10 protein-coding genes are annotated in these 14993 nt (G+C 51.7%); 1 reads left to right on the top strand and 9 read right to left on the bottom strand.

Annotation, left to right across the window (positions count from 1 at the left end):
* Positions 1-151: 151 nt before the first annotated feature.
* Positions 152-559, top strand: coding sequence for a hypothetical protein (locus NP596_RS15050; RefSeq protein ID WP_256616203.1), 408 nt, complete (start codon positions 152-154; stop codon positions 557-559).
* 274 nt (positions 560-833) lie between these two features.
* Here the strand turns inward: NP596_RS15050 and NP596_RS15045 are convergent, their stop codons facing one another.
* From NP596_RS15045 to NP596_RS15005, 9 genes are all read right to left on the bottom strand, one after another.
* A complete protein-coding gene (locus NP596_RS15045; protein ID WP_256616202.1) occupies positions 834-1445 on the bottom strand; it encodes a hypothetical protein in 612 nt (203 codons plus the stop codon).
* Positions 1432-1956, bottom strand: a complete 525-nt coding sequence (gene xrtM, locus NP596_RS15040) for an exosortase XrtM (RefSeq protein WP_256616201.1) — start codon at positions 1954-1956, stop codon at positions 1432-1434. The genes NP596_RS15045 and xrtM overlap by 14 nt, the downstream gene beginning before the upstream one ends.
* Before the next feature lie 80 nt (positions 1957-2036).
* Positions 2037-2387, bottom strand: a complete 351-nt coding sequence (locus NP596_RS15035) for a hypothetical protein (protein WP_256616200.1) — start codon at positions 2385-2387, stop codon at positions 2037-2039.
* Between the two features lie 103 nt (positions 2388-2490).
* On the bottom strand, positions 2491-2961 hold the full coding sequence (locus NP596_RS15030; RefSeq protein ID WP_256616199.1) for a hypothetical protein: 471 nt from the start codon (positions 2959-2961) through the stop codon (positions 2491-2493).
* A gap of 123 nt (positions 2962-3084) precedes the next feature.
* Positions 3085-3564 (bottom strand): competence protein ComJ, encoded by a 480-nt coding sequence (gene comJ / locus NP596_RS15025; protein ID WP_256616198.1) that lies wholly within the window; start codon positions 3562-3564, stop codon positions 3085-3087.
* Between the two features lie 2 nt (positions 3565-3566).
* Entirely contained in the window at positions 3567-10982 is a 7416-nt protein-coding gene (locus NP596_RS15020; protein ID WP_256616197.1) for an RHS repeat-associated core domain-containing protein, read from the bottom strand.
* A 27-nt stretch (positions 10983-11009) separates the two neighbouring features.
* Positions 11010-12329 (bottom strand): IPTL-CTERM sorting domain-containing protein, encoded by a 1320-nt coding sequence (locus NP596_RS15015; RefSeq protein WP_256616196.1) that lies wholly within the window; start codon positions 12327-12329, stop codon positions 11010-11012.
* Positions 12330-13004: 675 nt separating this feature from the next.
* Positions 13005-14339: a HipA domain-containing protein gene (locus tag NP596_RS15010; protein ID WP_256616195.1), complete on the bottom strand. Its 1335-nt coding sequence runs from the start codon at positions 14337-14339 to the stop codon at positions 13005-13007.
* A complete protein-coding gene (locus NP596_RS15005; protein WP_168031737.1) occupies positions 14336-14638 on the bottom strand; it encodes a helix-turn-helix domain-containing protein in 303 nt (100 codons plus the stop codon). The genes NP596_RS15010 and NP596_RS15005 overlap by 4 nt, the downstream gene beginning before the upstream one ends.
* Between the last annotated feature and the right edge of the window lie 355 nt (positions 14639-14993).

The following is a 14993-nucleotide window of genomic DNA, read 5'->3' as shown; positions in this document are numbered from 1 at the left end:
ATCATGGATGACTATTCTGAGATTGATATGAACTTGTCAAACGGCATTGAAAAGTTTCCACTAAAAAGCCTCGAATAGTTTCCAGTTAAAATCTTGGGTTATGCTCGTTATTTCTAAGTATGAAAACAAAAAATCAGAAAAAGGTAAGAACATGAACATCAGATTGAAACAACACTTGTTTATCGGTTTTTTAGCGCTGTTTTTTGGCGCTACGAACCCTGTTGCAGCGGTTACAGAAGCTCAAATTGCTTTGACGACGGAAGCGACTAATGAAGCCATTGTTAACCTCGAAGCGGCACTGAAAGCAGTGAATGAGAATAAGCTGGATGAGGCACAAAATTATGTTGATGCCACTAGGAGCTCTGCTAGCGACATCTTGGGAAGGTGTTCGGTTGAAGCAAAAAAAGAACGCGGTTCCAACGCACTTAATAATGCGCGTCGTCAAATTAAGAACGGTGATTCAGTATCTGCTGAGGCTTCTTTAAAAGAAGCGATTAAAATTTTTAGATCTTTACTAATGTCCGTTAATAATACCGGGCAACCCAGTTTGTTTAAGTGATAAAAACCACATCATATCGAGGTGCCAATCATAGGCAGAAAACCAACCGGTCGTGGTAACTATCCAATTTTCAATAGGTGAGGCAACCAGTGACCTGCGGCATGTCCGGTATTGAGTGATGCGCGGAGGCTTTCAGGTATCGAAATTCAATGACCGCTTTCCGGCGATGAATCTGAAGATCGGATGGTCAAGACCCGACCCAAACCGGCCAGTCGAATATTGAATCAAATTTTTTTAGTTAAACTTCATCACTTAATAAGCAGACGTTCAAAAATCAGATTCGAAGGAAGGCTCGGTGTATTTGAATACAGAACCAAGCGGCCGCAATGCCGAGCAACCAGCGTCCACCCAGTTCGCAAAACACCATCCAGTCGACAAACCAGGGTACCTGGCGGGGATTGATGCCCAATTCGGCAATGTCTTGAAACGATATTTCCAATTTGCCCAATAGGTGTGCCGGTAAAGTCGCCATGATCACCAGAATCGCCGCCAATAAACCCAATCCGATCAACACTAATCGTTGTCGCCAATGCTGTACCGGCCAAACCAGCAGAATGGATCCTTCGATGACCAACGGCACGAAGCTATGCAGCAAATGGGCAGACGACTTCAATTCGGTCGTTGGCGGGATAAAATGGTCGGCATTCAGGTAAATCGGTCGTAATGCTAAAACCGATAACTCAATCGAGGCATCCATTTGGGATTGCACCGAGTTGACTACGTGCAAACTGGGCGATAAATCCGGCGTCATCGATATTATTACCGCCTTCAGTATCGGGAACACAACTGTGATCAGCCCTTCACCGAAAAACAAAACCAAGCAGGACAACACCAGCCAGGCTAGCAAGCCTTTCAGCGTCAGGAAAAGCAGCTCAGGCCGGCTCATGGATCGAAGGTCTCGAACCGAACGCCCACCAGGCAAAATAAAAGCATCCCAACATTACCATCAAAGTCGGTGCCACATAGGTGTGAATCAACTGAAACCAACCGGGATGGTAAGCGATGACGAAATACAGCACGCAGATACGCAACAGATTGAGAAAATAGATCAGGCCGATGCCGAGCACCAAGCCGATGAGTTTGCGCTTTAATCCGGACGGAAACACCAGCACGGCGGACGTCACCAGAAATAACGCCCCGGCACCGTCGCAGCCACGCACGATTTCCAGATCGGCCTTGGCGGAAAGCAGATGATTTTGCTTGGCCAATACATGCTCAAACGGTACCAACCAATTGACCAGATCGGCGCAAACCGCCACCACGCCGTGGTAGTAGATGACATTGGCAAACAGGTCGACCGGAATCTGGAAATATCCGTAATCGAGCAGCGCGTAGCAAACTACGAATAGAAGGAAAGTTACCCACTCGGGAAGCTTTTTCGGTAGAATTTTTTTCAATGCTCACTTGCCATCGTTAAAGTAGTACAAATTCCGCTCCATCCTCTGGTCCATGAAACTCACATCTCAAGGACACAAAGCTACTGTGCGTTATACAAATCATGAAGCATTAATCCATCTGGCGAATTCAGTTGTACTGACTCTTCTTTCGAATATAGCAGCTCTAATTTTCCCTTATCAGGACCATTTTCAACTGCTCGAACACCATCAATAACACAAAGAAATCCAAATAGCGCACTATCAACCGAATCAGATACGATAGACTTTACAATCGCTTTCTGTTCATCAGGAAGAGAAAGATACCATTCAGAACGAGCTTTCAGTTGTGATACCCTCCGTCCAGGAGGGTTTTCAGTAACTGAAATAACATCATTTATAGCCCCATCACGGACTACAATTTTTATTTTTTTTATAAACTCCAGGCTATCCATAAATGGTCTCATTTTGCAAAAGCATTTGGATATGCTTGTTTATTAAGTTGAATTAGCCCGCGTAGCTCCCAATAGCGAAGCGTATTCGAAGAAATGAGGCTAATCAGGAAGGATCAGTTTCTGGTGTCCAGCCTGATTCAATCCTCTCAATCAGCAATGTATCATTCCAAACTCCCCGAATCGGTAACTTCCGCTGCTCAGAGTCTAAGTCGCCAATTTTCCATTCTTTTTCACCATCCCAAAGCCACCAAACGTCAACTTTTTTTGTCGCCTGGTTAATCATACCTGCCCGGAAAATAGGGAAATTTTGAGCATCAACAGGGACTTCCTCGTTACCCACAATAAACACAATCTGCTGATCTACTGATGCACTCAAAGGGAAGAAGCAAGAAAATACGGGCTCTTCGCTTATTAGATTTTTTATGTCTGCTGGCCGATCATTATAAATGAGACCAAACACTCGCAATAGTGCGCCATATTGCTTATGCTTATGCGTGTACTGTGCATATGTGAAGCCTTTTGATGTTGATATTTCAACCACATCTCCAATTTTCAATTTGGCCATTTTTTTCAAAATCCCGGGTTTAGTTGTTCTGATACTTTGCGCCCAGGAGGGCTTTCAACAACTGAAATAACATCGTCTATAGCTCCATTACGCACTACTGTTTTTATGGTTATAAATTCATGACTGTTCATATTAGTCAGCAGCCTCGGCAGTTGTCACTAATTCACCGGGCACCGAAAGACATGAATCTGCTCGTAGAACAGAAAAAATAGCGTCTTTGGCTTTGCAAAATATTAATTTAACGAATTCCACGCCATCTTCTTGCGCCCCATAAAACACGCATCTAAGTGCATAGTTTTCTGGCGGCAGGGTTAGCAAAGTAGAGTCAGAAATACTTGCCACTTCAATATTTGTATCGATTGGAATGGAAAAAGGAACTTGAAAAGCGCGTACAGCATTAGAATCAAGCTCATCAAAGATATCTACAAATTCCAGTTGTACAGAATGGGAGCCAGACTCCACAAGCGTACGGAATCCAACACTTCCCTCTCGCCATGTAAAGCCTTGATCTACGTGTAAATCAGTCCAGAAATTAAATGGATCTGGTATCGTTGCCAAAAACAAACAAAGCTGGCTATATGAAACACTGATTATGATGTTTATGGATTTCATATTTAAGGAACAATTTTTATTTTAACTAAAGATCCATCTTGAAGGCCGCGACAAGCATTACCTATGCAAGCACCTGCCGCCATGTTATTACTTGGGTTTATAGCTCGAACACTTGCACCAGCTCCCCCTTCAGAAAACATAGCAGGTGGGTACTCATCAAGCTGCTTTCCAGGAATTTTATCCAACCCACCAATGGAAGAAGCTCTATTAGCATCAGCTCCAGCCCGATTAATTGTAAGGATATCGGGATAACCTGCGCGTATTGCATCATCAGCATGTGTTGCCGCTTCGCCGTATTTGCTCAATGATAGCGGTATTTCCTTTGCAACATTAACAGCATCCTTGGCTCTATCTGCGACCTTGGCAATATTAGCCCCAATCCCGACGAATGGAATAGCCGAACTTGCCGAGAGCGCCGCATCACTGTAATTGCCCCGCAAAGCCGAGATGCCGGCGTTGGTCAGGTCGATGGGAACGCCGAATGGCTCCAGAGGACCTTGGGCGGCAAGGCCAGCAACATCCAATACGCCTTGGGTATAGTTTAAACCCGTATTGACGTAGCTAATGCCATCCGTTTGCACCCAGGTTCTGACGGATTGTGCCAACAAACCATTGGGGTCGTTAAAGTTGACCGGATTATTGTGGACATAGCTATACGGATTGATACCGTCGGCGTAGCCCAAGGGGTCTCGCTGGGTAAACCGAGTTTGGTTCGGGTCGTAATACCGTGCCCGGTAGTAAATCAGCCCGCTGGCATCGGGCTCTCGTCCGGTATAGCCATACTGCGGAACGGTGCCGGTACCTCCGATCTTGCTGCCGTAGGCGTCAAAGCGTTGGCTTGCGGTGACAGCTTTTGCAGCGTTGGTGGTGGCGAGCACCGAGCTTAGGCCGTCCTGGTGGTAGTAAGCCGCCGTGGCAGTAGGCTGATTGATGTTGCCGGTGAGCCGGGCTAGCGGGTGGTCTTGGCCGGCTTGGACATAGACAGCGTTAGCTGCCGTCCAGCCAGTGCTGGGGTATTCGGCGTAGATATTCTGTCCGTCGTACAGGTAGTTGGTGGTAGTAGCACCTTCGGTTTTTTGGGTACGTCGGCCTTGGTCATCGTATTTAAAGCCGCCGGTGGTGACGCCGTTGGCCACCACTTGGCTCAGACGCTGGAAGCTGTCGTAGCTGTATTGGTTTTGGCTACTGCCTGCGCAGGCTGTATCGCTGGCTCGGGTGGCGGACGTACCGCTGCATTTTTTGCTCTGGTTGCCGGCTTCGTCGTACAAGTAGGCTTCCAGCAAGGCGCCGTTGAGGTCGGTTTGGTGGACCTCGGTCAGTTGGTTGGTGGCATTATGTTTGTAAGCCGTGGCGGCGGTAACCGGATTACCCAGCTGTTTCAGTACCCGGTTGCCGAGTACGTCGTAGCCGAAGGCTTGGGTTTGCGTGGCGGTGCCGTTCTGGACGCTGATCAGCCGATCCAGCGGGTCGTAGCCATAGGTGTAGCTGAGAGTGGCTTGGCCGCTGAGGGTTTCCTGATTGGTCTTTCGTCTGCCTAAACCGTCGTAGCCATAGCTGGCTTGGGCGATGACGGTGGCGGCGTTTTTGTGGGCGATTTTGTTGAGGCTGTTGTCGGCGTTCCAGACCAGAGTCTGGTCGATGCCGTTCGGATAGCGGGCTGCGATCAGCCGGCCGCCGGCGTCGTAGTCGAAGGTGTAATGGTCGTAGTTGGGTGCCCACAGGCCGATCAGCCGGCCGACTTCATCGTACAGATAATCGCTACGGGCGCCATCGCTGTCGGCCGTGTAGTTCAGCATACCGCCCGGACTCCAACTATAGCTGAGGGTTTTGTTGCCTCTGGAGTCGGTAACCTGTTGCAGCCGGTGGGCGGCATCATAGCCGTAATCGTAGGCGACTTCGAGTTGACTGCCGGGGTTTGAACTCCAGGTTTCGGCGCGGGTGGTTAGCCCTAAAGGATCGCGGGTGACATCAATCTTGCGGCCGTCTTCGGCGCTGACGCTGTCGAGCAAATGCCCGTAAGTCCAACTATAGGTCAAGGTGTGGCCGTTAGCGCCCGGAGTTTGTTGGCTAACGACATTGTTGTTCAGGTCATAGCTGTAAGTCGTGACCTGGTTGTTGGCGTCGGTTTCGCTGAGTTTGCGACCGAAATCGTCGTAGACGTAGCTGGCTTGGATAGTCACGCTGTCGCTGGCTGATACGCCGGTATCGGGATCGATAGTGCCGCCGCCGTCGGCCGCGGTCTGGCCGGCTTCGATATCCAGCAGATTGCCCAGGTGGTCGTAGACGTAACGGGTCAGCGGACGGATGGTTTGGTTAAAGGTAGCGGAGCTTGGGTTGCTGTCGACGACTTGCGGCCCCGCTACCCGGACCAGCCGGCCCAGCGTATCATAGGTGTTGATCGTGTCGCGGGTAGCGTCTGAGGAACCGGCAGCCGGGGTGTCGGTGACTTTGACGGCGTGTCCCAAGGCGTCGTAATCGAACTGGCGAATTTGCCCCAGGGTGTAGCTGCCGATTTTGGGTTGGGTGACGCTTTTCAGGCGGCCGTCTTGGGCGGCGTTCCAGTAGCTGTAAAGCGTGACATTGCCGTTGGGGTCGATGACCGATTTGACTCGGCCGGCGGCATCCAATTTGCGGCTGACGGCATGACCGGCTTTGTCGTAAGCTTTGGTCCAGCGGTTGACCGGGTCGTAGTCGAAACCCAGCGTGTAGTTGTCCGGATCGGTGATTTGGATCAGGTTGCCGGCCGCGTCGTATTGGTATTGGCTGACGTTACCGCCGGCGTCCAGGGTTTGCTCAAGCCGTCCGGCGCTGTCGTAGCTGTGAAAACCGGAGTCCCACAGCCGCGTTTGGCCGTTCTGGCTCAATACCAGTTCCTGGCCTTTCAAGCGGCCATCGCCGTCATAAAAGTAATCGCGGGGATGGCCGGCGGCATCGGTGGCGGAGATCGGTAAGCTGTCGGCGTCGTAGCCGGTCTGTTGGGTTTGCCAGTCGGCGTCTATGCCCTGCGTTTGCCGGCCCAGTGCATCGAATTGCAGCGTGGCGCTGTCGGCCGGATCGGAGGCATTGATAACGCCGTCGCCGGTTTTGTCGCCCAGCCGCGCGATTTGGGTCGGATACAGCGTATTGGCATCATACGTGGTGGTGACGGTCGGGCCGATGCCGCCGGCGAAGTTGCCCAGCGCGGCGCCGCTGAAATCGCGTAGGGTTTTGCTTTGGGTGGGTTGGCCGCTGGCCGCGTCGTAGTTGCGCTTGCTCCACGCGGCGATATCGGCCACAGCCGGCGTGGCCCCGCCCGTCGGGACGATGCCGGTGTTCAGTTTCACCGTATCGGTCAAATTGCCCTTGGCGTCGTATTTCAGCAGCGTCCAGTTGCCGAGCGCGTCTTTGATGCGTTGCGGGGCATTGAAAGCCGTGAAATCGCTGTATTCGGTGGTGGCGCCGGACGGCTGGGTGATGCGGGTGACGTTGCCGATTGCATCGTATTGGTATTGCACAGTCAGCCCGGCCGGGTCGGTTTCGCTGAGGCGGTTGAAGGGATGGGCCGGATCGTAGCTGTAAGTATGCGCCATGCCGGTTTCGTCAACGATGCGCAACGGATTGCCGTTTTCATCGAAGCTGTGCCGGCGTTCGAAGCCGCGTTCGTTAACCGTGACGGTTTCGCGGCGGAAATCCTGGTAACGGAAGGTGGTGGTTTCCGGCAGCAGTGTGCCGTTGTTGTGGCGTTGGTGGCGGAACACCCGGCCGTCCACGTAATAGGAAAACTGCATGCCTTCGCCCTGTGGGGCGGTGGTGGTTTTCAGCGCATGGTTCAGATTCTGGCCGTCGGCGGCACTGTAGTAGGTGTAGGCCACCGGCGCGTGTTGGTTGGCGACGGCCAACGGGCTTTTATAGGTGGTCAAGTTACCGTTGCCGTCGTAACCGTATTGGTGGGTGGCCAGCACCGAGCCGCCGATGGCTTTGACGTCGACTTGGTTGATATGACCAGCCGTATAGCTGAAGGCCAGTTTGCGGCCTGGGCCGTCGGTTACCGTGCACAAATAGTCACCGCAGCCGGTGTTATAGGCCAAAGCCAGAGTATTGAGATTGCGATCCTTGATGGTCAGCAACTTGGCCTGAGTATTGGCGGTGGTGCCGGCGTTGTTTTCGAAACCGTAGCGCAGACCGTTCTTTTCGGTGACGCTCCAACTACCGTCGGCTTCGCGTTTCAATGTCGAATACACGCCAGGAGCCGCTTCGAACGTACTGTCCGCCGGTACCGTGGTGCCGGCCAGACGGAAGAAACGCTCGGCACCGCTGCCGTCCAGCCAACCGACTTTGACGTAGCCGGATTCGCTGCCGTAGAAGTTCAGTTTGTGGTTGAAGCTGTGGGTCCAGCCGAAACCCAGCGGACCGTCCTGCGGGTTACGGCTGTTATAGTTGCGTTCGAACACCAGCGGCAGGCCGCGGCCCGGCAAGGATATATCGCGCTCCGTGTGGTACAAGTTGCCGGTTGCCAGATTGACTGGGTCGCCGCCCCAACTTTGCAGGGCGTTCCAGCCGTTGGACAGTGTTGTCGAGTTAATAAGTGCACCAGCATAAAAGCTACTGGGGAGGAAGCTGTCGCGCGGGTAGCTGGTTGTGATCGGGCTGGGATTGACCAACGAATAGCCGCCGCCTAACCCACCGCTGATTATGGCCGCGATATAGCGCTTGTTCTGGTTTTCAGCCATGAATACGCCGCCATTCCAGGTCTTGGGCTGCACGCTGCCATCGGTATAGGTAATAGCCTTCTTAGGAACCGTGACTGTGGCGCCGTCGTTAACCAAGCTAGTGATTCGACCTTGGTATGTACTCATGCTGGCATCCATCAGCGTCGACCAATTATTGATATTAGTCGAGCTCAATATGACCAGCGGATTACTTCCACCTGACTCGCCGGCAAATTGCAAGCCGCGTACCGTGGAGACGGCATCGGTACGGATCAACTCCTGCCAGATAAAATGCTCGTAAGCGGAAGCGCAATAGGCCCATAGTTTAAAGGTTGGCCAAGCTTCGGCAATGCGGGCCGCGCTGGTGGTTGTCGTGGTATCGAGCTTGGTTACCCGGGCAAGATTGCCTAATACGTCGATATAGGGGCCGCTGGGATGCACGGCAAATGGCAGATCGAACAGGTAATCGACTTGAAGGCCTGCTGCAGTCAATCCGAGATGCGTGCCGCTTTCCACGCTGACACCGTTCAGTTCGCCCAAGTATTGTCCGGAGTCAGTGACGTAACTCAGATACTTCATCAGGGCGATATGCAGCAACTCGCCTTCGGTATTGTCGTAATCGGCGGCGTTGGCCGGCGTCGGGGCGGTAGGCGCGGATTGCACCGACTGAATCAACCGCTCCGATCGTTCAGCTAGCAGGCGATCAGAGCCTTGGCGGGCATAGGCCATCAACGCATGGTGAGCGCCGGCGGTCAGATTGGTATAAACAGTTTTGTTGAAGCAGTGTAAATTGGGGTCCGGTGTGTTGTTGGACGGATCGTCGTTGCGGCAGGAAGCCTGCGGCAGCGTGATGTCATCCAAAGTCACTTTCATGACCAGCCTATGTTTAGTGCCTAAGCTCAACGAGCCAGTCCCTGTTACCAAAGTATTACCGTCGAGTTTGAGCACCGGCTTCAGGTTGACTAAGCCCGCCGGCAAACCGGCTAAATCGCCATTCCAACCATTCCATATGGATAACGAAGCACTATCGGCCGGTGCATAGGATAGGGTAATACGCTGATGAACCACAGAAGGCAGGGATAGAATTTGTTCAGCCATCAAATCGGTATTCGCACTATTTCTAACCTTGATGGACAATTGGTAGCGATGGCTACTGGGCAGACTGGCGGTTTCGGGGGAGGATGAACCGTTCCAACTGACAAATTGCACGACTTCATAGGGCAAGGTTACTGGCAAAATGTCATAGATTCTTGCGGTTTGCTGACCCAGATAGGGTACGTCCAATAGAGTATTGTCCGCATTCACGCTCTTGATGTAACTTTCGACTTGCGATGCATAGTGCTCATGCGGCAGCACGTTGGTGCGGGTAGCCAAGTAGCCGGTCGGACTGTAGTCGAAAGCGACATTGGATTGAATGTCGGCAATACCGGTTTGATAGGTTTTATCCTTGAAACTGGGGTCGAGCGGAATCCAGCGGTAGCCGGTGTTGTCCGACGGCGCCCCGCGATAATTGCCATAAGGCAGGCAAGCCTCCACCCAAATATGGCGGAGTTGGATACCGTTATTACTGGTTAAAGCGCCGGCATTGGGATTCAGATTGGCTGCAAGAATAGTCGCGGCGGCCTGATAATTTTTGGCGCCGATCCAACGCGGTGCACGGCCGTTGGCCCCCAGATTCGAGGCGTCGTTGACTTGTATGTCGCCTAATACATAGCGAGCCGGTATATTGGAGGCACGCAGCAGCGCAATCAACAGTGATGCCTGATCGGTCGCACCGCCCGCACCGCTATAAAGCGTGCCTACCGCGCCTTTCATCGAACCGAAGTACGGTTCGAAGCGAATGTTGTTGTAGACGTGCTGGAATATCTTGACCGGCGAATAGCCGAGTTTGGCGGCAAGATTTTGGATTTCCTGGGAGATAACCACGTCTTCCGTGGCGTTCAAATCGGCGGGGGCGTAGCCGCAGGCCAAAGCCTCGGTGGGCGTGGAAGGTGCCGCCGCTTCGGCCGGTTTGGCCAGCATGTTCAATAGGTCTAGCAGAAAGGCGTAGTCCAGCGCGTCCGGCTTATAAGGTCCGGCGCTGAGATAACGCGGTAATTTTTTGCTGGGTTCGGCGGGTGTCGGTTCTACTTCCGCTCCCAGCCGAGTCGTAGGCGTGGGAATCGCTTCGGGTACGGCATCGGCCGATTGGCCGCGACCATGCAATGAACGTAATTCGGCCTTGGCATTCTCCAAAGCACGGCGGCGATCGCCCCCCTTACGAGCCGACGAAAATGCCGACAGCGACCGTTCGACACGATCGAAACGTTGCTCGACCTGCTTGGCATAATGCTCGAAGTCGTTTAATTTGCCGGGTTGTTTTAGTCCTTCCAGCTTGGAGCGCATCCGTTCGAGTTCTGCTTCCACGTCCTGGCGTAAATCGGCGATTTCGGAACGTTTGGCTTCCAATAGCTCTTGCTTGGACGATAGTAGATTGACTTGGCCGCCTTGTTGCAGACGATCTTCTTCATCAGCTTCCTCGAGCAATTCGGCGGCTTCATCCAGATGTTCGCGCAATTGCCGCGCCAATGGATTACCCGGTTGTTGATGCACTTTAAGCAGCGATTGCAGCACGGCATCCGGTAAAACAGCGGCGTCTTGCGGTGCGGCGTAGAGGGATGAGCTCGAGAATAGACCCTGGCACAGAAAAGCCAACGCCAGAAGCAAACGAAAATGGTAAACGCGTGACATGGAAAATTCCTTGGCCTAGCCTTGAATTTAACGGATTGTGCGGGTTTTACGATGCTCGGCGTGCCGCATGATGACGGAAAGCAGCCCGCCCATCAGCAGCATGGCCCAGGCAGGCAGTGTCGGAACTTGAGTGGGTTGCGGTTCAGTAACTTCGATTTGACTGACGATAGAGGTTTGCCTATCGGCGGCCAACACTTCGTAGCTGAAATTGTAGATACCGAGTGCCGTGGGCGTGCCGGTAATCTCGCCGGTATTGCTGTCCAGACTGAGCCCGTCCGGTAAATCGCCCGAGCTCAACAGCCAGCTATAAGGCGGCGTGCCGTTACTGGTAGCCAAGCTGGCCGTGTAAGGTAAGTCGATAAAGGCCTTGGTAAGCGGTATAGCCGTGGTTTCGCCAGCGATGCCGCGCCCGTTGCCGCTTAACAAACCGAAGGCGTCGGGTAGATTGGGATTGGTGCCGAGCAAAGCTTGGGTTTCGGTACCGTCCGGCAAGCCGTCGCGGTCGGTATCGGCCAGCGCCACCGTGGGCATTGCCGCCAACGTCAGCGTGGTGAGCAACGCATCGCCGCCGCCCCAACTGCCGTCGGTTTGTTGCTGAGCAATTAGAAAATTTTCCGCGCTCACGGCGGCGGGGTCAGTGGGCCCAAGTTCCGCGACTAGCGCGCGATACGCCAGCGCTGTTTCCAAAACAGTGCCGGTGCTGCCTTCCCCGAAACCTCCTCCGGGTGTTTTCTGCTGGGCTTTCAACCAAGCAATCCCATTGGTAATATTGGATTGAACACCGTAAACTGTTTTGTAGTGGTTGAGCGTCAATAGACTGTGCGCCGCCGGGATAACCTTGCTCGGTTGAACGCTACCTGGGGGTGCGAAATAAGGCCAACCGCCATCCGTATTTTGTTTATTGACGATGAAACCGATGCCGTAACTGGCATCGGCATATGTGGTTGCGGTGGCGTTGATGGCGTCCATGGCCAATGAAGTATCCGGAAAACTACCGCTGTAATGATCGTAAGCCCCCCAACTTAGGGATGTATCGTTACGTAAAGCAATCAGCCGGGTTATCAGTTCAGAGGTATCGCGCCCAGCTTTATTGAGTGCGATGATCTGGCGGGCTAAGGCGTCCGTGCTATAGGCCTCATGGTTTTGCAGCCAAGCCACACCTTTTGTATAAGTATCGCTTTGGGTCATACCGGAATTGACCAAGGCTTCGACAGCGGCCGCAGTCTCCGCCATCTCCAAGCCCGGCGCGCCTGACCAACTGCCGTCGCCGTTTTGGTGAGTGATCAACCAAGCCATGGCCTTGAAGCGGGCATCATCAATGGGTGCCGCCAAGGAAGCCGTTGCCATGAAAAAGCCTGAGCATACAGCAGCCAATTTTAAAAGCTTCATATCCTTGTTATCCCTGATGCAGTGGTCCAGTTAACCTAAAACAACAAGCCATCTACATTTATATCGAGTTAGCTTGCTCGTAGGTCAGTGGATTAGAGCTAGACACTCACCGGACTTGGCAAGGCTAACGCGGCAAATAATGGTCTCGGGATTGGAATTTACAGGGTAAAGATGACAGTTGTGTTAAAGATGAGCCGAATTTAGCTAATAAACACATTGATCTCTGACATCGGATGGAGGTATCAACGCATTTCTAAATGATGAAAAGCAAACCAGGCTGCTGGTTTAAAAAAATCCTGTGCGATGTTTAGTGTGGTTTATTTGAATGTCCTGGCAATAGTGTTTTTTTGTATCTATGCCGGACGGTATCTTAGAGTTATCGGTGCAAATTGAAGTTTATTTGTAGGCATTGCGAGTGGCCGCTTTCGAGCGGGACCTCATTGAAAAATGAAATTCCAAGGAGTCGTCGATTGACCGCTTTTGGCCGATAGGTTGAGGCCACCAACGTCTGCTTTATGGTCCAGCAGTTCGAAGAATCTGCATTTCACTGAATAACCGGAGAACCTCGATAGACGGGTTTGGATTGATGCTTGTCTTTCGACTTCTATTTCAATCGGTAGGGAAAGTATAGAGTCAAAGAATGTCTTTGGAAATCTTCGGAACCAAGCCCGCAATACTCAAAGCGTTTGTACACTGTTGGTTGAAAACTCCTTCAAGCGAATTCAAAGTAGTATCGTTTGCACCCGCGGCGACGAGATTTTGTTTCAGTTCAGGCCAAATTTTAAGGACTTTGTCGGCCAATTGTTTGAGCTCTCTACCCACTAATCTGGCATTTAGTCCGCATTCCGCCCCCATCAGTGCCCAGTCGTAGGGGGTTAAAGTACGCGCATCAAAGTTATCGCCTATGGCCATAGAGAGCGTATCGCTAATCTGACCCTCGGCATACATCAAGCAGCAGAGTAAATCGTAACTCGGAGCCAGACGGATACCGCCTGAGTCGATAAAAAAGGAAAGGTTTTTGCCATGGGCATCGGTGTTGCCAATCAGAATTTGAAAAATGCTCCAACGCAAAAGGGCTAAACGATCGACAGCGGGTTGTGAACTGGCTCGATCTAATAATGCAAACAACTTGGGTAAGGTTGCGCCATCTCGGATATGTTGCACATCGCGACCATCGCCGTAAGGTCGTTCGTATTTCATGCTGACACCCAGGCCTAACGCTTGGCAGCCATCAATGCAATGCAGGCGTTCGATGTTGCCTTCGCCTATTAGGCGGTCAAAACGACGGATGAGCAGTATGGGCTCAGGAATATGCTCCAGGCGAACATCGGCGGTGGCTATACCTACCGCTTGAGCCAAGCGCATACAAGCGAATTCGTTGCTGGTCATGTGCTGCAAGCCGCTACGAATGGGATCGGGTTTTAGTAGATGCGTCGATGCCAAACCTTTGCCATCGACCAGAAACCATAAACCGTTTTCCTCCAATACGGCAATCTTGTCTTGGTAGCCTGCAATGGATAAACGTACTTTGCCGTCCCAAACACTAAAGGCTTGATCGGGGCGAGAACGGATTCGCAGCGATAATTCCTGAGGGGTGAGTAAGCGCTTTGATGGGGTGGGCGTCGGAATTGGCGACGCCTCGGTCATGCTAATTTCCAGCGCGCCGGCCGTTTCTCGACCTAGAGCAACCAGTAAGCCCATTAAATTGGACTTTGATACCTTATTTGCTTGCGCCGCATCGTCCAGTGCTTGTCCTTCGGGTAACAGATTCTGAAAAAATTGTCGGACATTGGCGCTATGCTGTTCATCCGAGGTGTTCTGCCGAACCAAGGGCAATGCCGGACTCAGAGGAAAGCAATCTTCCCGATCAAGCCAAGAGGTGGAATAGTCGAAGGCATACAGTCCAATCTGAGTATCCATACTCAGGAAACCGATAACGTTACCATTGGCAGAAACAACCAGTTTCATCTGGATTGATCCTCAGTTAAATCAGTTAACCGGCGGCGGGCAATTTCGCGTTGGTTCTGTGGAAGGACAAATAAGGAAACCCCTAGTCCATTCGCGACCTGGAGAATTTTGCCAATGCTGACCCCAGGTTTTCCCGCTTCGATATCGACTAAAGTCTGTAAAGATACGCCTATTGTCATGGCTGCATCTTCCAAGCGAATGCCTGCTTGGGTACGTGCCGATCGAATAGCAGATCCCAGAGTAACAGGGCTATCGAGGAAGGGATCACTTGGAAATGAGGTTGGGACGACACGTTTCATAAAACTCTCCTATTGCAGATTTATAGAAGATATCTTATAGGTCGTCAACTTAAATTCTGTTTAAACAGAATTTAAGGTTAATAGTGATCAAACGACCGTTTATTTCTAATAAAGTAGAGTTTTATGTGCGGAAATAATCAAGATTTTTAGCTTCCCTTGGGATTGTACCCAGTTTGAATTTTGCTCTTTTAGCGAGCATTGCTGGGTAAAACTTGGGTAAAACAAATAATCAACAATAGGTACAAATATGCATTGCAACGTGAGAGCTATTTGTTAAATGTCGTTAATTATCAATTGGTTATTTGTTAAATGCAGCTCTTTTAATGCGATGGTCGTGCGTTCGAATCGCACACGT

This window comes from Methylomonas rivi (assembly GCF_024505165.1).
Taxonomy (GTDB): domain Bacteria; phylum Pseudomonadota; class Gammaproteobacteria; order Methylococcales; family Methylomonadaceae; genus Methylomonas; species Methylomonas rivi.
This window is presented reverse-complemented; position numbering and strand designations above follow the sequence as displayed.

Bases quoted from the DNA above. Each gene is read 5' to 3' on its own strand.
- NP596_RS15015 (WP_256616196.1), bottom strand. From the start codon at position 12,329: ATGGCAACGGCTTCCTTGGCGGCACCCATTGATGATGCCCGCTTCAAG.
- NP596_RS15010 (WP_256616195.1), bottom strand. From the start codon at position 14,339: ATGAAACTGGTTGTTTCTGCCAATGGTAACGTTATCGGTTTCCTGAGT.
- NP596_RS15050 (WP_256616203.1), top strand. From the start codon at position 152: ATGAACATCAGATTGAAACAACACTTGTTTATCGGTTTTTTAGCGCTG.
- NP596_RS15005 (WP_168031737.1), bottom strand. From the start codon at position 14,638: ATGAAACGTGTCGTCCCAACCTCATTTCCAAGTGATCCCTTCCTCGAT.
- NP596_RS15045 (WP_256616202.1), bottom strand. From the start codon at position 1,445: ATGAGCCGGCCTGAGCTGCTTTTCCTGACGCTGAAAGGCTTGCTAGCC.
- NP596_RS15035 (WP_256616200.1), bottom strand. From the start codon at position 2,387: ATGGATAGCCTGGAGTTTATAAAAAAAATAAAAATTGTAGTCCGTGAT.
- comJ (WP_256616198.1), bottom strand. From the start codon at position 3,564: ATGAAATCCATAAACATCATAATCAGTGTTTCATATAGCCAGCTTTGT.
- NP596_RS15020 (WP_256616197.1), bottom strand. From the start codon at position 10,982: ATGTCACGCGTTTACCATTTTCGTTTGCTTCTGGCGTTGGCTTTTCTG.